This is a genomic window from Helicobacter felis ATCC 49179 (genome assembly GCF_000200595.1).
GTDB lineage: Bacteria > Campylobacterota > Campylobacteria > Campylobacterales > Helicobacteraceae > Helicobacter > Helicobacter felis.
On the sequence record NC_014810.2, the window covers coordinates 1,622,247 to 1,640,294 of the forward strand.

Genomic DNA, 18,048 nt, shown 5'->3' on the forward strand with positions numbered 1-18,048 from the left:
AAAAATCACTAATTTTGTGAGAGTTGAGCATATCTTAAGCTAACTGCTTTTTATTTTGAAAACTAAAATATTTTTCACAGCACATATGTTCTAGGACACCATATGACAAGATGTAAATCGATTTGAAAAAATCTTGATAACATACAGGGACACAGAACGAGAAAATCAATCCCCCTAATTGGTAGTACTAGCCTAGAAAATCCAAATGCCTTTAGCATTCGGGCACTTCACTTAGAATCCAACTTATCTTGAGAACTATCCTGAGAATTGCTTTTGAGAAATTGCCCGAGTTGAGCACAAATCAATTTGGTCCTTTATCATAGGCTACTTGGCTAGATAGATTATGATGCGTATGTTGCTCTCCAGCGTTTCTAAAGACCTTAGATTGCTTTACATTTGTTTTGGTTTCGCTTAGCTTGTTTCTAGCTTAGTCTCTGTGTTCTCTAGGCTCCTTAGAGTGGTTTAGTTATGCTAGAATGCTTTTTAAAAGGATGTCCATGCCATCACAAAAACCAAGTTCCCAAGAATACGCCAAAAAGCTCCAAAAAGTGCGTGCCGAATGTAAAGAGAGACTGAAAAACCCTGAGATCTTGGCGGTTTATCAACGATTGGCGCAAAAGTAGGTGTTTTATCTCGATCTACAAACTGCGGTTGAAATCCATGATGAAATCCTAGAGATCACGCAAGGGCTAAGGGGTTACAACTGCACAAGTCTTGGGTATTTACAGAGTGCTTTAAACAATATTCAAAACGACATTTATTACCCCGCTTTTGAATCTAAATTGGCGCATCTTGTCTTTTCTTGTGTGAAGTTCCACCCTTTTGTCGATGGCAATAAACGCACAGCCGTGTATTTGGCAATCCACTTTTTAAAGCTCAATGACAAGCCTATTAGCGCAGATTGTGAAAAATTTTTTGAGCCATTAGTGTTAGATATAGCCACAGACAAAATCAATAAAAAACAGCTAGAGATAATCCTTGCAGAGTATTTACAAAAGCTCGATTAGCTCTAGATTAAAGCCTAAAAAACAACAAAACATGCCTTGTATGGTGTTGTCTTGTGTCTTGCTAGGGTTTTTAGGTTTTAAGTCATTCATAAACCACCCTTACTTCAAGCTCTTTTGCCACTTAGAGTGGCTTCTAGTGTGGCTAGAAAACATTTTTATCAATATTAAATCCCTCTCCCCTTGCCTTTTTGATTCGCTAAAGATTTTTCTAAGTCCGCCTTTAGTTGTGTAGTTATGGCAACTTGCTCGTTTAATTGCGTTTGCGTGTTTATAAGCTCTGTCCGTAATTTGTCTTGCTCTCTTTGTAAATCATCTTTTTGTGTTTGCAAGCTCTCTACTTGATTTTCTAGCTTTGTAATCTTAGTTTTCTGTGCATTGTTCTACAAGCGTAGATCGGTGTTTCTAAGCTTGGTATTCTTATCCTCAAGGGTTTTTAATCCTTTTGTCCTTCTCTTCTAGCTCCGTTGTGAGCTTCAAGGTTTTGCCCTTATAGTATTGGGCATCCCCTTTGGCTGTCTCTAGCATTTGCCCATATGCATCCCCCTACGGTCGTTTGAGTAGCAAATTATCAAGCGAACTTGTGAGCGCACCCTTTAGGGTTGATAATTTGCAAATTATCAAGCGAACTTGTGAGCGCACCCTTTAGGGTTGATAATTTGCAAACTATTACCCTTAAAAGGGACACTTCGCAAACTATTACCCTTAAAAGGGACACTTCGCAAGCTCGTTTGATAGTTTGCCCTGCGGGGCTTCTAAGTGATAGGTGGCAATGCTAAATAGTGTTTTCTGTCTTCCGCACTTGGATAGTCTAAGCACTGATCTGCTACCCTGATGTAGTTATATTCAAACCTAACAAACACCACTCCATAATGCGCTTTGAGCGTGCGTTCTACTTCTTGTCGGCTATGCGCTCTAGCCATCGCGTTTCTAAGCACGACACAAAAGGCTGGATCAGGCACAAGAAACTCACAGCCCATTAGCTTTCCTAATTTGCGGGCAATGTTGTTCCATACGGGTGTGTCAAATTTCTCTGCAAGATAGGCATACACGCCATACTTCTTACCGCTCTTAAAGTCGTAAGCGATGTTATCATCTGTGATAGAATACTTAGCCGTGGCGGTTTTAATCATGCGATAAGTCCCCTCTTTGTATTCTCGCACTATTCCCTCTAGCGTGTTGATGAGATCAGCGATGTGGATAGCGTTAATTCTGTCCTTATCGGCGATAACGATGTGTCCGTGGCTACTAGATGTAGTTTGCGATGATTTAGGCGGTATAAAGGGTTTGTGTTCTGCTCTGCGTGCCTCTTGCTCTTGGCGTTCTTGGATGAGCTCTTGTGTTGCCATTTGAAAATCTTATCCACGCGTGTTAAACGCCCTTGCACGACAATAGAGTCTATTAGTGGTGGTGTTGTGTGTCTAGCGTAGTAGCGTGCCATATCTCTCAAAGGTGCGTCATCCACATAGGCAATTAGCCCTAGCTTCTGTGCAAATATCTCTTGGAATTTGCGAAACAACTCTTTGTCCTTAATAAGCTCAATGGGTGGTGGGCTCTCAAGAGGGATGATAATCCTAAAGCGTTCTACATCAGGGCGTGAATCATTCTCTTTGAGTTTCTTGTAGTTGCGTGAGGGCACAATACCAAAGGCAATGCCATAATGCTTCAACAGATCACGCGCGCCCTTGATACTTAGTGGTTGCTTCTTGCTATCCTTGTCGTTATCTACATCGTAAAAGAGAAACGGGTGCAAGGCTAACACATTCTCGCCACTGCGCTGGTGCTTAGTAGAGTAGTCTAGGCTAAAGTGTGCCACAGAAACATCGTAGCTGATTGCATGCAACAACACATCTTGCCACTTCTCAAGCTCTATGACTTGCCAATGATCCAACGCATGGTAGTTGCTCGGGTTTGATAGACTAATAGCGAATTTACTCATGTGTGCTCCTTGACTTTCATCTTGTGCGGTCTTATCACCCAATCCCGTCTATCTGTGGTAGGCACAACCTCAATACGCAAGTGCTCCATCAACACATCTAGGAAAAGCTGGTTTTGAAGTTGCTTTGATCTCAACGGCTTGTCTAGGGGTGTAAAACTCAGGGATGTTAAGCTCTTGCATCACCCCCTCTAAGCTCCGTCCAAACCAGCCGTATTTTCCATATCGTGGCTTATCCTTGAGCACAGATTGCAAAATCGCAACCACAGCCGCGCGGTGTTTTAGTTTAACTTGTTTGAGAGTGGCAAAGCCATTGTGATAGTGTCGCCTGTCAATGGGAGTGCCCTTTTGCACGAAGTCCAAATACTCCTTAGATAACCAAACTTCTAGCTGTGTGTCTTTGCTGATGACATCGCTCACAATCGCCCAACCATCAATCCGCGCGTGCTGTAAGTCCTCTAGCTTCTGCTCTAAAGACTTATAGTAATGGTGTGAGCGCCCTCCAAAGACTGACTGCGTCAGGGCATACCGCGTTGTGGTGATTTTGAGTTTCCCGCTCTTTGGCTCAAAGCCCTTGAATTTCTCCTCACAGCTCAAGGCTAATAGGCATTCTAAGATTGTCTTGTGCGACATCCTCAAAAGCGTTTGTGTGAGCTTATAGTTGCGCTTGTTCCATTGAATCACCCTTGGCAACTTGTGATCTAAATCGCTTTGCTCGCCTTTTTTCGCTTGTCAATGGGTGCAAATAAGGATGTCCCACACTCCATCACGCTAGTGGTAAAAAACTCTTTGGGGGGTTCAAACTTGACTCTCTTTTGCGTTCGTCCCTCTTGCGATGCTTCCAATGCTCTTGCTATGTTTGTTGCCATTTTCACACACTCCTCAACATTCCTGTGCTATAATCTCGTGCTTTTGGTTTTTAAAAGGAAGGCCATCTTCGGGGGTGGCCTCCTCCTTAACGACATCTAAAACTCCATATCTAAAACGGGCAAAATACAAAGGCATAGCACTTTTTCCTAAGTTCTGTTTGCTGAGATTCAAACGCACTAAATCTTTATTTTGCGCGATTGCTTGTAGCCTCTCTATCTCCTCATCCCTGTTTGGCTCATTTTGCAAAATGGCTTCTAGGTTTTGCTTATCCTCCTCCTCAAAAGTCGCCATTTCCTCTTTGTCCTTAGAGAGATTGCTTTTCTTTTGGAGCGTTACAGAGCTCATCGTCAAGTGGTAGCGGACATTATCTACTAGAGCACTCGCACCTCTTGCGCTGGCACTCTCATTCTTGTAGTTCATCGCGCCTATTTTGCTAGAGTGGTGGATCATCAAAATACCGACATTAGCCGAGCGCGCTAAATCTCCCAAAAGACCTACTAAAAGCGTCATCTCTTTGTTGGAGTTTTCATCAAGGGCGTGAAAGCGACTAAGGGTGTCTAAGATGACAAGCTTGATGTCTAAGTCATATTTATGGCGTTTCTCCTTAATCAATATTTCTAGGGCGCGTGCTAGTCCCGTGTTCTTAACGCGGTTGCCCTCTGCGATGAGAAACTTTGCCTCTCTCCTAAACCCGCCACAACATCAATGGGAATAAAGTTATGATCTAGACTCTTTGCCACAGGGTTGGGGTTGGTGATGAAGCCCTGATCTATCCTATGCTGTAAAATGCGCCACACCCGATAATCAATCACATCTTTATCGTCCTCGTTACTCAAGTAGAGCACCCCCCGCGTGATTGCACCAAACCATTGAGACTAGGGAGCGTGTGTGTGGTGTCTGCCATACTCATCGCTATTGTTAGAGCCAAAAGCTTTTACCACTCCCCCCGCTTGAGCTGAGTAACCCACAAGTGCCTCTTTTGAAGCCTTGTAACAAGAACTCAGGATCAGGGAGCTCATCCATTGCACAAAGCTTAGAAGCCAGCATGCCACGCACCCTAAACGCGTTTTCCCACGCACTAAACGAAACTTCCTCCTCAAACTGACCTAGCGGTGTGCCAATAGGCGTGTTGGAAACTATCTCTTTAACTTCCTCCCATGTTTTGCCGTCAAACCTAGCCTCGTCCTCTTTGGGCGCGATGGGCACAATACGATTAAGGTGTTTCAGGCAATGCCATTCCTTTAAATCCTCCTCACTCAAGGGAACGCGTTTTACCTCATCTCTCCAGTTATTTTTTCTTGAACTCGCCATCTCAAAACTCCTTTCATTTGTTCTGTTTTGCCTCAAAAATATATCGCATAATATCTAAAACTTTATTGAATAACAAATGTAAAATTTTAACGAATTTCACTACTAAACAGCGGGAATATAGATTTTTATGCGGGATTTTGCGATAGCGGGTTTTTAATTTGCGATACACATACGGGATTTTGCGACCCATAAATAGGGCACTCCGTGAATTTTCAAAATCGCATTATAGGAACGCGCGCGCGTAGTTACACTTAGCACTGCGTGCTACACCATGCGCGTGTAGCTACACGCACTTTCAGTGCTATGCGCCTGATCGCTAACGCTAGGCGCAGTTTGAGTGCTAGCACACGCTCAGTGCTCCGCGCGCAAGAAAAAGAGAAAATACCCCCTAAACCCCCAAACCTCAAACAAAAAAAAAACCTCCACTCCACATAGATACACCTAGGCTAAGTGAAACTAAGTGGAATGGAGGATTTTTTTACAAGACAACAAGGCTAAAAGCCACACAGAGATTTTGCAACACCCAAAGACTCTCGAATCTTGCAAGGCACATGGATTCTCAACCAACCAGCGTTTTTTTGCCAAAAGACGCTAGAGCTTTTAGCCCTTGTTCTGTGTTCTCAAAATTAGACTTTGGCATGTCAATCGTGACTTGAAAGAAACAATGGCGTTTTTAGCCTCGTAGAAGCCTCGTTAAACGAAAAGATGAGGGGGGGGTGCTATGTTGGTATTCTTTTGTGGGTCAAAGCGATTGTAGGGCATTTTAGATGGGTTTAAGCGATATGTGCCCTATTTTAGGCGGTTGGCAAGGGTTAGAGACGGGGGAGAAAATGCCTAGAAATGCCCTTATCGTGGGGTTTCGTGGGTTTTTGCCTACTGGGTGTTGTGGGGGGTTGGCGGATCTGTGCGCTGTTTTTGGCCTTGTGTGGCAGTGGGGTTTTGCCTCGTGTCATGTGCGTGCGTGCGTTATGGTTGCAACTGCCTTTGTGAGTGCCCTATTTTAGGGGCTTCGTGGGGTGCGGTGTAAAAACGGCACTTTTAAGCTTAAGGTTTGGCAAGCCCCTATTTTACGGGTATAGCGGTTTAAGTTTTTTCTTAAGGTTGGGGGGTAAAATCTAGGGAGAAGTGGGGGCTATGAGCCTTGTGTTCCTCAAGTGGTGCTGTGAGTGGCTGGCGGGGTGTTGTGGTAAAAAGGCTAGAAGCGTTGGGTTAAGGGGGGGTTAAGGGTGGATAGGGTAAGAGTGGAGGATGGCACACAAATTAAGCGACTTATCTTTACTCCAAAGGGAGCAGCTTTTTAGAACCTTGCGTGTTACACTCACGCACCACAGCAATGCTATAGAGGGCTTGAGTTTGCAATTAGGCGAAACTAAGCAACTTTTAGAAAAAGGTTTGACTGCACCTAATAAGCCCTTGCACGAACAGCTCATTATTTTGGGCTTTGCTAATGCCTATGATTTAGTGGTGCGTGAGGCTAGCAGTAAAGACACGCTTTTGACCACGGGTTTTATTAAGGATTTGCACTATCTGCTGTTTAAGACCGCTTTAGAAATCACACCGCAATTTGTTTCTAAGCCGATTGGCGCTTATCGCACAACTGAAGTTAGTATTGCGGGTGCAAAGTTTAATACCACTCCTCCTCATCTTGTTTCCCAAAAGCTAGAAAGCTTATTGTTTCAACACCCAAGCAATGCCCTTAACCTAACCCAAATTGCGATGTTTCACGCCCAATACGAGCGTATCCACCCTTTCATTGACGGCAATGGGCGCACAGGTCGGTTGATTATGGCGTTTCAAGCGATCCAAAACGATTTAGTCCCACCTTTGATCGTAGATAGTCGGCGAGCGGAGTATTTAAGCTTTTTGGAAAGCTGTCAAGTAGAGGGCGATTGTGGTGGATTTGCCCGTTTTTTAGAGCGTTGCCAAGAACAAAGCTTAGAGCATGTGAAACAAAACACTTTTTAAGGGTGGATAAAGGGGAAGTTCTTAATCCCAACGCCACTTTGAGTGAATCTATGCCACTAGCCACTTTTCGCCAAGACTTGGGAGTGGTGGTGGCACTAACCCTTTGATGTGTAGAATTTTTTCTAGGGAACGCATTCTTTGCGTATAGCTTTGTTTGCTCCAATCAGGGCTTTGCAAGCAGTTGTAAAATTGTGCGCGTGGGGTAAAGGTTATCCGTATATTGCCATTTTCGTAGTCGCTATAAAGCAATATAGCCTCTTTCTTTTCAAGCGTTCTAAAAGATATTCATTGGTTAGCCCTAGAGCATTAAGCCACCTGCTATTAAAGATGATGGTGTTATCTACTTTCATGGAGCAGTTAGGGTTGGAACAATAGGCATTGAAACTATCCATCAGTCCTTTAAAAAGCATCTCATCTTTGCTTTTAAGTGGGCGGTAATAGTATTTGCCCTTTTTGTTCTCAAGGCGAAAGCAGATGGTGCTTTTGTGGTGGCTAGGATCAATGCTTTTATTGTTAGGCTCGGATGTGAGAAACATGAGCCTTTGATCCGCCTTGACAAGCGCAAGGGGTGGCATTTGGAGCTCTTCACCAATGTTTATCCCGTGTTCTTTTTTGACAAAGCTTATCAAAAGCCTAGAGAAAGCCCCGATTGAGTCGCCGGCCTCGTTTTTGAAGTTGTAAAGTCCTAAAAGACACGCTAGGCGCATGAATGTATTTTCTGTCTTAGAGGCTGTGGAGTTGGCTAAAAGGTCGGTCGTTTCAAACATCTCGGCCACGACTCTCAAAGAGTCTTCTTGTTCCTCGTGTCTGTCTAGCTCAATCAATTACATTTTCCTTTGCAATTTGCGCTCTGTATCGGCAATGTGCTTGTTGTAGGCACTCTGTGCGTTTATTAATGACTCCTCGGTGACTTAAAGGGCTAGTTTCTGCCTTGCAATTGTTTTATCGCGTTTTTGTAGCCATCGCATGTCGTTTGTTGAGCGAACAATATCTTTCGTCGCTGTTGAACGGCGAAACCGTCCGTTACATGTGCAAGTGCACCCTGTAATGGGCTGTGTAAGATGTCTTCTGCGGCCTGATTTAGTCTAGCTTTGTCTTGTTCTAAGTAGTTGCAATCTTCTTCCCACATTTGTTGGTATTTGGCTAGTTCTGTCATGTTTTGCACATCTTGGCCAGACACTCTAATGCCCTTGTTGATCCAAAAGAGCGTCACTCCTTTATCGTTGTATGCCTCTTGAATGAGTTGTGGGAAGGCAGTTATGACATCTGTTTTGGGGTGGTCGTTGAATAAATCTACTTTCTTCCGTTGGCGTTGGCTCTCTTGGATTTTTTGGGCGTAGGTCTCAAAGGCTCTTGCATAGTCAGAGGGGAGGTGTGTTGTGGAGATTTTCTTTAGATGTTTGAAGTCTTTATCCCCTCTATCAAGGAGGGTACCACCAAGGAGGGTACCGATGATTCCTACCTCCTTCATTGTCAGTGGCTTGTGCATATATTTATCCGCTTTAAACACCCCCAAACATTGTTCTCCCCAAGTCTATGGCTTCGTTTTCAGGTGTGCCTAGTAGGTGGAGCTTGTTAAAAGAGATCACGGCATAATAATTCCCGCGTTTTTTATAGATGATGTAATGGCCTATGAGTTTAGAGTACCAGTAGTCTTTTGTCCTCTTGAGTGTAGGTTTGCCATCCTCATCTGTGCCCACCCATGCCGCATCCCCAATCGAACAAGAGATCGTCCCCGTGCCCGTTTCAAAATAAGTGACACGCGTATCCTTATCAAGGGCATTCTCGTAGTAGTGCGTTTCTGGTATCTCGCATATGCCAAAGCTTTGGGGATTTATCGTAACAAAAGAGGGGCGAGGGCTAGGGGCGTGGTGATGTGCTTTTGCTTGCACACTACTTAGGGCACACGCCCCCACTAAAGCGATTTTAAGGAGGTTTTTAGTTACCCCCCCCCCCCCGTAAACATTCAATAAACAACGCATGGTTTTGTTTTCCTTAGTGGATAAAAATAAAAGCCCAATTGTAAGGTTTTGCAATGAAAGATAACTTAAAGAAAATACCCCCTAAACCCCCAAACCTCAAACAAAAAAAAAACCTCCACTCCACATAGATACACCTAGGCTAAGTGAAACTAAGTGGAATGGACCCGCAAATTAGGAAAGCTAATGGGCTGTGTAGTTTCTTGTGCCTGATCCAGCCTTTTGTGTCGTGCTTAGAAACGCGATGGCTAGAGCGCATAGCCGACAAGAAGTAGAACGCACGCTCAAAGCGCATTATGGAGTGGTGTTTGTTAGGTTTGAATATAACTACATCAGGGTAGCAGATCAGTGCTTAGACTATCCAAGTGCGGAAGACAGAAAACACTATTTAGCATTGCCACCTATCACTTAGAAGCCCCGCAGGGCAAACTATCAAACGAGCTTGCGAAGTGTCCCTTTTAAGGGTAATAGTTTGCGAAGTGTCCCTTTAAGGGTAATAGTTTGCAAATTATCAACCCTAAAGGGTGCGCTCACAAGTTCGCTTGATAATTTGCAAATTATCAACCCTAAAGGGTGCGCTCACAAGTTCGCTTGATAATTTGCTACTCAAACGCCGTAGGGCTTAAAGACTTGGTATAATAGGGCATTTTAACATGAAGGATTAACATGACAGCAAAGAGCAATCCACAGCCTAATAGTGAAACACAGCCCACTGGTGAATATTCTGTGATACCCACTAAACAACCCACACCGCCCGCTAAAGTTTCAGCAGGTAAAAGACACCAAAGCCTTTGGATAGCATGTCAGCCCGTGAGTTAGGAGACTTAGTATCCCGTTTAGGTAAGCAGATTTCAAAAGCTAAGGCCGAGCGTGATAAAGCTAGTCATCTCTTAGAAGTAGCAAACGCTAAGCTTGCAGGGCTTAAAGAGAAGCAGGCACAGGCTAGCCAAATACTTGTTAAGAAACAGGCAGAGGAAAAGTAAAACTCTTCTCTACATGAATGGGTAATAAGTCATCACTCAATTTCAAGCCCACAAAACTAAACATACAGCCTTATCACAACGACCGCAGTATTAAGCCTTACTATGTTTTGAAAAGTGGAGGGCTAGGTGTTGAGTGTAATAGAAGCGGGCAAGAAGCTTTAGCGTTAAGGGACAGCATTGTTTCTAAAGCCACACAAGATTACAAAAAGCATGTAGGGCAGAGTTTTCAAGCCAAGAGCTATCTTTGGAGTGCCGTTGTCAATATCAAGCCCGACACCACTATGCAGGACTTAGAGCGGTTAGCTACACACTTCAACACCAAATACGGGTTTCAATGCTACCAAATCGCTATCCACAGAGATGAAGGACACATAGATGACGAGGGCAAAGAGCAGATCAACCAACACGCGCATTTAGAGTTTGTTACGCTAGATAGTGTTACGGGTAAAACAGATACCAAAGACGCAAGATAACCCCAAATGTTTTAAGCCAAATCCAAACCGAGACCGCCCACATCTTAGGCATGCAAAGAGGGGAGGATGTTAGGAAAAGTGGCAGAAAGCGCATTGAGCCTAGAGCCTATGGCCAGTTAATGAATGAAGTCAGGCAGAAACATAATGCAGAGAAGCAAGAGCTAAAAGCAGAGAAAGACAAAGCCCTTAATTGGCTTTATGAAGCGGCCAGTGCGCTTGACACCCTTTATAATAGCGACCTATTCACGCAACAAGACAAAGATGGATTACCGCTAGACTGGGGTAGCTTACAGAGTAGTGCTAAAGAGATGACTAAGAGGGCTAAGAAGCGTTATGCAGATCGAGAGGCTACCCTAACCCAAGAGAAGCAAAAGCTAGAGACTTCTAATGCCGAGCTCAACACCCAACTAAACAAACTCAAAGAACAACACGCTAAAGAGCTAAAAGCCAAAGACACAGAGCTTGCCACACTCAAAACCATTAACGCCCAGCTCACCGCTCAACTTAGCGAGCTCAAAACCACTAACGCCCAGCTTGCCCCCAATTAGAGGAGCTCATAGCCCTTTTGCCACAGACAAGAAGCCCACGGCTAAAGAGCTCAAAGAGAAGTTAAAAGAAGCCCGTAACCAGATGATTGCGATTAACAAGCTTTGTGGTGAGGACAAGCTATTCACTCAAGGGGACTATACGGACATCAAAGCTTTAGAAGCAAGTAACCTAGAGGAGGGCGCAAAAGAGATTGTTAGCAGGGCATTAGAGCGTTTTAAAGCAAGGCTAGTAGCCCCTTACACCAAAGAGATTGAGGGCTTAAAAACCGCCAGTGCACTGAAAGACGCACAGATAGCTAGCTACAAAGACTACCTAAGCCCTAAAGCCGTGCAAGAGCTCAAACAGAAACACACTGAAGCTTTAGAAGCCAAAGACACCAAGCACACCCAAGATGTTGAGAAGTTAAAACAAGAGCACTCTGCCAAAGAAGCACAACTTACACAAGAAAGAGACAAGGCTATTAGCCAGCTTGATAGTGCCACTAAAACCGCCAAAGAGCTCACAGACGCTAAGACAAAGACAGAGACCGCCCTAACAAACTTACAAACAGCATACAAGGCGTTAGAGACCAAAGAGCTTGAGGAGTTGAAGCAAAAGCACTCTAAGGAGCTTGAGGACTTAAACACCAACAGCGCGCTGAAAGATAAGCAGATCACAAGGCTTGAAGCACAGACCGCCCAACAGCAAAAGACCATTACCCAACTAGAGCAGGCAATAAGGCAAGTCAAAGAGCGCATAGCCAAAGAGTTTGACACCGCAGTGGCTGAAGTAACAGAGGGCTTGAAAGCACAGAGCGTGGCAGTCGTAAGGCAAAACACGAATACGAAATGGCAACAGCAGAGCTCAATGCGAAGTTAGACCTTTTGATAGAGCGCGCAAGGAAAGACAAAAAGTTAGCTAACGCGATTAAAGGTGCTTTTAACAAAATGGGCTTCACCAAATCTTTGGACGACCCGGGGTATTTTGAGCCCAGTCTCATAGACAAGCAAAAGCAAGAGATTAGGAGCACATCAGCCCAAGCACTCAAAACACCACTAGAGGAAGTCAGTAAAGAGAATGCAGGGCATGTATCACGCTTAAAAGTGCCTTCTCTAGTTTGACATCGGCAGTGGAAAGGATAGCACAAGTGGTAAAAGACAGCCAAGAGTATGGCAAACAACTCACCGCAGAGCAAGAGAAAAACGAGGACTTGACAAGGGAAAACAACAGGCTAAAAGAGGATTTAGCACGGGAGCAAAACCAAACAAGGGGGCAAGGGATTACATCATTGAGCTCAATGACAAGGTAGCCGACCTAACACACAAGGTAAAAGAGCTACAAGAACAGACCAAAGATGACACCCCACACCTACCAAAAGCAAGCCCACGCCTAAGCCCACAGAGCCACTCAAAAGCCCACAGCCTACACAGAGCACGACACCTAAGAAGCCTTTGGGTATGTAACCTTTAACGCCCGTCTTATGTTTCTTGTGAATTACACTTAAAGGGTTGCCTAACTTCAACCATAGAAATATCTTAAAACAAGGGTTAAAGTGCAATGCGTAGAAAAGTAGAAAAGACAGCTAGTCGGGTGTTTGCCTACATCCGTGTATCCACAGAAAAGCAAGACATGCATAGCCAAGACCACGCCATAGAGTGTTACGCCCAACAACACGAACTTAGCATAGATGAGAAAATCGCCATTGAGATCAGCGCGACCAAGACACAGGCTAAAAGACGCATTGAGGAACTGAAAGCCAAGCTCCAAAAGGGGATTTACTCATTGCCACTGAGATCAGCCGATTAGGGCGCACCATGCACGAGATCATCAACTTGTTGCTAGAGCTGGATAAGCTGGGCATTAAGTTTGTATTCATACGCCAACCCGAACTCTCAAATTGCAACAACGCCACTTCTAAACTCTTGCTAGCCATTTACGCCTATCTAGCAGAAGCAGAAAGAGAGCTCATCAGCGAACGCACTAAGGCAGGACTACAAGCACTCAAAGCTAAGGGCAAAAAGCTAGGCTGGCAAAAGGACGGCTACGCAAACACCCCAATACGACCCACACCTAGACTACATCCGCGTGTTGCGCGCTAAAGGATTAGGCTACATGGCTATCTACAAGATGTTGGATGTGCCTACCAAAGGCGTGTATGGCGGTTTTCTCAAGTGGTGCAAACGGCGAGGAGTTTGATCTCACACACGCGCAAATATAGACGACAATGCTGGTAAAAAAGGAATTTTAAAGCGATCCTAGAGCGCGCCAGATGCCAACCTAACTGGCGATCCATGCTGTTTGGTGGGATATCTATGGTGATCTAAGCTTGAGTCTAAAGCCATCTTCGTGCAAATCACCCTGGGCGATTAACTGGTCTGCACCCGGATTGGTATAGTGCTTAGCTAGGATAATAAAATAAGCATTGTTGTGCACACCGATGAGATTGGGCTGAAAATAGGGGAATGTTTGGGGGTTTAGAATCCATGCTGTCACTTTGTTGTATGCCATGGCAAGCCTCTCTCCAGCTTTGCTATGCCATAAATCATAGCCATTCTCAAAAAGCAACTCCCCGAGATCGTGAGCGCAAGAAGGGCAAAATTTGTGTAGGCTATGCCCTTGATACCCTTTGTGGGACCGCCATGGTAATTGCTCGTGTTGCTCCTAGTGATCGCATTGCCTATGACCCCATCGCTATCTATGGCTACAAATATCCACTCTTGCCATCTCTTGGCACTTTTTGCAAGAGCGCGTTGTCACCTAGCACGAGCGCAGAAGTAATATCAAAGAGTATACCCCACGCCCCATGATTGGTATTAAGATGAGATTGCGAATAGCCCAACATTGCTTTGACAAACTTCTCATACTCCAGAATGGGGAAATCTTTTTGATAAATACATATGCCATGTTCATGTAGGGCAAGTAGAAATTCACATTGTCTTGGCTTTGGTGTGTGTCTGCACTTTGCAGTGTTTTAGCCCAGGCATTCAAGATATATCTAGCTCTCAAGCCATATTGTTGATTCTTGCTAACATGAAAACCCAGGGCAAAATCATAGGCCATGGTGGCAGATTTTTTAAAACTCTTAGTGCATTGATCTGGTTGGCGCACCCCTGTGGGCGTGTAGTGGCGCTGGGCATTAAGGTGCGCACAGGGTCGGATTTCTTTGGTGAGCCTTGTAGCAAGATGGAGTTTCTCTGGCAAGTTTATCGCTTTAAAATCCTTAAAAAGTAGTCTTGCTGGGCATGGGCTTGGGCACAAACAAACAATAAGGGCAAAACAAATCTCTTCATGTACCATCTCCACTTGGTGTATCACACCCATGTCTTAGAAACAAACCGGATCTTAACCGGTTTATAGTATGTTTTATAATATAATTCTAACATGGAATGTGTGAATTTAAATAGCGACTTAAGAGCAAAGGCTAATAGCTAGGGTTGCACTCACGGGATTTAGCCCCCTAACCTTAAGAAAAAGCTTAAACAGATAAACCCGCAAAAAAATAGGAAATTGCCAAACCTTAAGCTTAAAAGTGCCGTTTTTAAACCGCACCCACGAAACCCCACGATAAGGGCATTTCTAGGCATTTTCTCCCCGTCTCTAACCCTTGCCAACCGCCTAAAATAGGGCACATATCGCTTAAACCCATCTAAAATGCCCTACAATCGCTTTGACCCACAAAAGAATACCAACATAGCACCCCCCTCATCTTTCGTTTAACGAGGCTTCTACGAGGCTAAAACGCCATTGTTTCTTTCAAGTCACGATTGACATGCCAAAGTCTAATTTTGAGAACACAGAACAAGGGCTAAAAGCTCTAGCGTCTTTTGGCAAAAAAACGCTGGTTGGTTGAGAATCCATGTGCCTTGCAAGATTCGAGAGTCTTTGGGTGTTGCAAAATCTCTGTGTGGCTTTTAGCCTTGTTGTCTTGTAAAAAAATCCTCCATTCCACTTAGTTTCACTTAGCCTAGGTGTATCTATGTGGAGTGGAGGTTTTTTTTGTTTGAGGTTTGGGGTTTAGGGGGTATTTTCTCTTTTTCTTGCGCGCGGAGCACTGAGCGTGTGCTAGCACTCAAACTGCGCCTAGCGTTAGCGATCAGGCGCATAGCACTGAAAGTGCGTGTAGCTACACGCGCATGGTGTAGCACGCAGTGCTAAGTGTAACTACGCGCGCGCGTTCCTATAATGCGATTTTGAAAATTCACGGAGTGCCCTATTTATGGGTCGCAAAATCCCGTATGTGTATCGCAAATTAAAAACCCGCTATCGCAAAATCCCGCATAAAAATCTATATTCCCGCTGTTTAGTAGTGAAATTCGTTAAAATTTTACATTTGTTATTCAATAAAGTTTTAGATATTATGCGATATATTTTTGAGGCAAAACAGAACAAATGAAAGGAGTTTTGAGATGGCGAGTTCAAGAAAAAATAACTGGAGAGATGAGGTAAAACGCGTTCCCTTGAGTGAGGAGGATTTAAAGGAATGGCATTGCCTGAAACACCTTAATCGTATATCTGTGAAGGTAAACAGATCTCTCTCTCTCTCTCTCTCTAACTTACTCAAAAACGGGGTGTTTTGCACAGGATAGCCATAGAGTCCCATAAAGTGATGCGATGCGCTTTCTCCTATAATGAGCACTACATTAGGCACACTATTGGAATCAACTTGTAGATAATCCTTGGGTAAAGGTTGCCTGAGTTTGTCATACATTGCTTGGATGCGGCCATGATCTCTGATACTCATGGCAATCAAATTAATTTCCTTAACAAGAGGAATTACCCGTTGAAACAACACTCCATAAAACGGGCGAAGATCGACTTTCTTCACATAATATGCCTGAAAAGCATGCAATGCACAAACCAATAGCAATACTGCAAAGATTGCTTTGATTCCCTTAGGGCTAATCGTTATTGAGAGAGGCAACAAAGAGACTCCCACACATGTTGCCATAGCTATAAAAAAAGGTAACACAAGGGAAAAACCTTGGGAGACGAAGAAAGATCGGATTTCCGCCCAGTGGCTCGATAGGATCGTGTCAACCAGCGATTGTGTAAAAGCCATTTTAAAGTAGTAGGAGACAAAGAAATCAGTGAACGCAAAGAGCAAGCTCAGCACCAACAAAATATTTTTGATGCTCTGCGATACAAAGCGTTGTTTGATTAGGGAAAGCCCATAGTAGATCACAAAGGTAAGAGTGAGACTATAAAAGGCGACCTTCCCTACATAAAAATGCCCATACTGAGATTGAGGATTGGCGCTAAAAAACGCCACTGCCACAGGAGCAAGCCACATAAGAAAAAAGCGACTATCTAAAACAACATTACGCATAAAATCCCTTGCCAAAACTCTGATTCTAAGCAAAGAACGCTTAACTAATCAAAACAACTCCCCCTCCCCCTTCTCTCATTCTTTTTACCTCATCTAATTCTTTACTGCGTTTCTCCAAATCTTTAATACTTAAGCTCTCATCTTTTAGGGCATTCAACGCCCTATGATCCTGCGTATAGCGCACTAGATTACTCAAAAACTCTTAGCTCCCTATTTTCGGCTATCCACCGCTTACATGTTCCACCACACTAACGCTTTTGCAAACACCGTTATCTCCTTACGCGTGAGCTATCTGCCTTTTTCTAGGTGAAAGGAAAGTTTTCTCTCTCATTATTGCACTAGCCAACGGGGAGCTCTCTATTAAGAAAATTTAATGATATGGTAATTACCAGTATAAGACATCTTTTACTCTCCATACTTTTTAAACCAATTTTCAAAGTGTTTTACGCTTTTAAGGATAAAAGACTCTAAAGCCTTGTTTTGTTCTCCTGATTGAGCTATCTGTTCTAATAAAACCTCTTTGTTGGGTGCAGGGGCATATCTTTCTTTAAATGCTTGACTATCTTGGTAATATTTAACTAAAAACTCGTAACCTTCTGGAGTGGGTTGCACACTATCAATAGCAAGAATGATCTCAGGTTGTTCAGGTTTATAAAGTGCCATGCAATGATTCTTAGATCATGTTGGGCTTGTTCTTGTTCTTTCTTGGTCTTGGTAATTGGCTGGAAGTAAAATTGAATGTGAGTGATACGATTGCCCATGCCTTTTGTTTTTAGTTTTTTGTAGCAAAGATGATCAAAGTGAGGGAGTTTGCTGAGTTCTTTAATGGCTGGTTTGAGAATCTCATACTCAATCACGCGGATTAGTTTAACTTTTTCGGAGATTCCCATTAATTCCCTAAACTCACCCCATTCTCTCTTAGGAGGTACACCCGTGCTTCTCCTTTGTTTGAGAAGTCTGTAAAGTGTCTTGGCATACTTCCCACTAATATTCTGAAACTCTAGCAATTCAAAAGAAGTGAAGTTAGCATTTAAAAAATTGAGCAAATAACCAAAGCAAGGCATGTTGACTTGGATTTCTATGCTCTTGACTTGGGTCTTTTTGGTGTCATTGTGGTTGATAGCAAAGGTCTTAAAGAGCATGTAGCTTTCATCTCTCTTGGGTAGGAGTCTCCAAAAGTTAGCGATCCTGATGTTTTTCCAAGCTCTTTGAGAGAGGCTTTAGAAGTGAGATTTTGAGAGATTGGACAGCATGGAGCTAGGCAACACACTGGGTTTTTTTGGGGGTGGGTTAGGGGTAAAGTGTTGATTATGGGGCTATGTGGTGTAAAAAAAGGGGATAAGAAGAGGGGTAAACTAGACCGGACTTGTAAAATAGTTATAGAACGCTCTAAAACGCTCTACAATCGATTTTGTAGGCTTTATAATAGTTTTTCTACATTTAGTCATCTTTGCGCTCTATGACCTCTCTATGGCTCTAAAAATGCTATTGATTTTCTAGGTCGGTTGGTTTATTGTTTTGGCTTTTGCTCTTTTTCGTTGTTTTTGGCTTGTTAGAAGGCTTGAGAGCTTTATCTTGGGTGGTGTAATGGTTTTGAGGTCGGTTCAAGTGGTGGTTGCTTTCTGGGGGCATCCTGCGGGCGTTTTGGTGCGTTGCTAGGTTTTCTGCTCTTG

At 43.7% G+C, this 18,048-nt stretch carries 22 protein-coding genes and 2 pseudogenes; 11 read left to right on the forward strand and 13 right to left on the reverse strand.

What is annotated here, in order from left to right; translation table 11 throughout:
* Window positions 1–497 precede the first annotated feature (497 nt).
* Window positions 498–623: a hypothetical protein gene (locus tag HFELIS_RS09540; RefSeq protein ID WP_013470077.1), complete on the forward strand. Its 126-nt coding sequence runs from the start codon at window positions 498–500 to the stop codon at window positions 621–623.
* Window positions 624–1,007, forward strand: coding sequence for a type II toxin-antitoxin system death-on-curing family toxin (locus HFELIS_RS08135; protein WP_013470078.1), 384 nt, complete (start codon window positions 624–626; stop codon window positions 1,005–1,007).
* Between the two features lie 164 nt (window positions 1,008–1,171).
* Here HFELIS_RS08135 and HFELIS_RS09085 read toward each other — a convergent pair whose 3' ends face one another.
* From HFELIS_RS09085 to HFELIS_RS08165, 7 genes are all read right to left on the reverse strand, one after another.
* Window positions 1,172–1,336 carry a hypothetical protein gene (locus HFELIS_RS09085; RefSeq protein WP_158305103.1) on the reverse strand — a complete coding sequence of 55 codons (165 nt, stop codon included), beginning with the start codon at window positions 1,334–1,336 and terminating at the stop codon, window positions 1,172–1,174.
* 423 nt (window positions 1,337–1,759) lie between these two features.
* Window positions 1,760–2,167, reverse strand: coding sequence for a hypothetical protein (locus HFELIS_RS08140; protein ID WP_041302935.1), 408 nt, complete (start codon window positions 2,165–2,167; stop codon window positions 1,760–1,762).
* A gap of 8 nt (window positions 2,168–2,175) precedes the next feature.
* Entirely contained in the window at window positions 2,176–2,943 is a 768-nt protein-coding gene (locus HFELIS_RS09090) for a hypothetical protein (protein ID WP_013470080.1), read from the reverse strand.
* A gap of 69 nt (window positions 2,944–3,012) precedes the next feature.
* Complete coding sequence (locus HFELIS_RS08150; protein ID WP_148229957.1) at window positions 3,013–3,633, reverse strand: hypothetical protein; 621 nt, start codon at window positions 3,631–3,633, stop codon at window positions 3,013–3,015.
* A 189-nt stretch (window positions 3,634–3,822) separates the two neighbouring features.
* A complete protein-coding gene (locus HFELIS_RS08155) occupies window positions 3,823–4,422 on the reverse strand; it encodes an AAA family ATPase (protein WP_013470083.1) in 600 nt (199 codons plus the stop codon).
* A gap of 17 nt (window positions 4,423–4,439) precedes the next feature.
* On the reverse strand, window positions 4,440–4,646 hold the full coding sequence (locus tag HFELIS_RS08160; protein ID WP_148229958.1) for a hypothetical protein: 207 nt from the start codon (window positions 4,644–4,646) through the stop codon (window positions 4,440–4,442).
* A gap of 82 nt (window positions 4,647–4,728) precedes the next feature.
* Complete coding sequence (locus HFELIS_RS08165) at window positions 4,729–5,121, reverse strand: hypothetical protein (RefSeq protein ID WP_041302941.1); 393 nt, start codon at window positions 5,119–5,121, stop codon at window positions 4,729–4,731.
* A gap of 767 nt (window positions 5,122–5,888) precedes the next feature.
* On the opposite strand from HFELIS_RS08165, the gene HFELIS_RS08170 reads away from it, so the two are divergent.
* A complete protein-coding gene (locus HFELIS_RS08170) occupies window positions 5,889–6,125 on the forward strand; it encodes a hypothetical protein (RefSeq protein ID WP_041302943.1) in 237 nt (78 codons plus the stop codon).
* 244 nt (window positions 6,126–6,369) lie between these two features.
* The gene (locus HFELIS_RS08175) at window positions 6,370–7,086 is read left to right on the forward strand and encodes a Fic family protein (protein ID WP_013470084.1); all 717 of its coding nucleotides are present in this window, start codon (window positions 6,370–6,372) and stop codon (window positions 7,084–7,086) included.
* Window positions 7,087–7,295: 209 nt separating this feature from the next.
* Here the strand turns inward: HFELIS_RS08175 and HFELIS_RS09255 are convergent, their stop codons facing one another.
* From HFELIS_RS09255 to HFELIS_RS08190, 3 genes are all read right to left on the reverse strand, one after another.
* Complete coding sequence (locus tag HFELIS_RS09255) at window positions 7,296–7,910, reverse strand: hypothetical protein (RefSeq protein WP_013470085.1); 615 nt, start codon at window positions 7,908–7,910, stop codon at window positions 7,296–7,298.
* Between the two features lie 95 nt (window positions 7,911–8,005).
* Window positions 8,006–8,596, reverse strand: a complete 591-nt coding sequence (locus HFELIS_RS08185; protein ID WP_231844172.1) for a hypothetical protein — start codon at window positions 8,594–8,596, stop codon at window positions 8,006–8,008.
* Window positions 8,589–9,068, reverse strand: a complete 480-nt coding sequence (locus HFELIS_RS08190; RefSeq protein WP_013470087.1) for a hypothetical protein — start codon at window positions 9,066–9,068, stop codon at window positions 8,589–8,591. Before HFELIS_RS08190 ends, HFELIS_RS08185 begins: the two co-directional genes overlap by 8 nt.
* Window positions 9,069–9,270: 202 nt before the next feature.
* Here HFELIS_RS08190 and HFELIS_RS08985 point away from each other — a divergent pair, with 202 nt between their 5' ends.
* The 7 genes and pseudogenes from HFELIS_RS08985 to HFELIS_RS08650 all read left to right on the forward strand — a co-directional run bounded on the left by HFELIS_RS08985 (window position 9,271) and on the right by HFELIS_RS08650 (window position 13,148).
* Window positions 9,271–9,477 carry a hypothetical protein gene (locus HFELIS_RS08985; protein ID WP_148229959.1) on the forward strand — a complete coding sequence of 69 codons (207 nt, stop codon included), beginning with the start codon at window positions 9,271–9,273 and terminating at the stop codon, window positions 9,475–9,477.
* Between the two features lie 388 nt (window positions 9,478–9,865).
* Entirely contained in the window at window positions 9,866–10,048 is a 183-nt protein-coding gene (locus tag HFELIS_RS08195; protein WP_013470088.1) for a hypothetical protein, read from the forward strand.
* 17 nt (window positions 10,049–10,065) lie between these two features.
* A complete protein-coding gene (locus HFELIS_RS08200; protein ID WP_013470089.1) occupies window positions 10,066–10,521 on the forward strand; it encodes a hypothetical protein in 456 nt (151 codons plus the stop codon).
* Window positions 10,522–10,640: 119 nt separating this feature from the next.
* Window positions 10,641–11,069 carry a hypothetical protein gene (locus tag HFELIS_RS09135; RefSeq protein ID WP_041302949.1) on the forward strand — a complete coding sequence of 143 codons (429 nt, stop codon included), beginning with the start codon at window positions 10,641–10,643 and terminating at the stop codon, window positions 11,067–11,069.
* Window positions 11,056–11,928, forward strand: a complete 873-nt coding sequence (locus HFELIS_RS08210; protein WP_013470091.1) for a hypothetical protein — start codon at window positions 11,056–11,058, stop codon at window positions 11,926–11,928. Before HFELIS_RS09135 ends, HFELIS_RS08210 begins: the two co-directional genes overlap by 14 nt.
* A gap of 68 nt (window positions 11,929–11,996) precedes the next feature.
* Entirely contained in the window at window positions 11,997–12,170 is a 174-nt protein-coding gene (locus tag HFELIS_RS09095; RefSeq protein ID WP_158305104.1) for a hypothetical protein, read from the forward strand.
* 508 nt (window positions 12,171–12,678) lie between these two features.
* Window positions 12,679–13,148 (forward strand): annotated as a pseudogene (locus HFELIS_RS08650) (recombinase family protein).
* 211 nt (window positions 13,149–13,359) lie between these two features.
* Here HFELIS_RS08650 and HFELIS_RS08230 read toward each other — a convergent pair.
* The 3 genes and pseudogenes from HFELIS_RS08230 to HFELIS_RS08245 all read right to left on the reverse strand — a co-directional run bounded on the left by HFELIS_RS08230 (window position 13,360) and on the right by HFELIS_RS08245 (window position 17,517).
* A pseudogene (locus tag HFELIS_RS08230) lies at window positions 13,360–14,339 on the reverse strand (alginate lyase family protein).
* A gap of 1,058 nt (window positions 14,340–15,397) precedes the next feature.
* Entirely contained in the window at window positions 15,398–16,375 is a 978-nt protein-coding gene (locus HFELIS_RS08235) for a sulfatase-like hydrolase/transferase (RefSeq protein ID WP_049776981.1), read from the reverse strand.
* Window positions 16,376–16,953: 578 nt separating this feature from the next.
* Window positions 16,954–17,517: a replication initiation protein gene (locus tag HFELIS_RS08245; protein ID WP_013470099.1), complete on the reverse strand. Its 564-nt coding sequence runs from the start codon at window positions 17,515–17,517 to the stop codon at window positions 16,954–16,956.
* Between the last annotated feature and the right edge of the window lie 531 nt (window positions 17,518–18,048).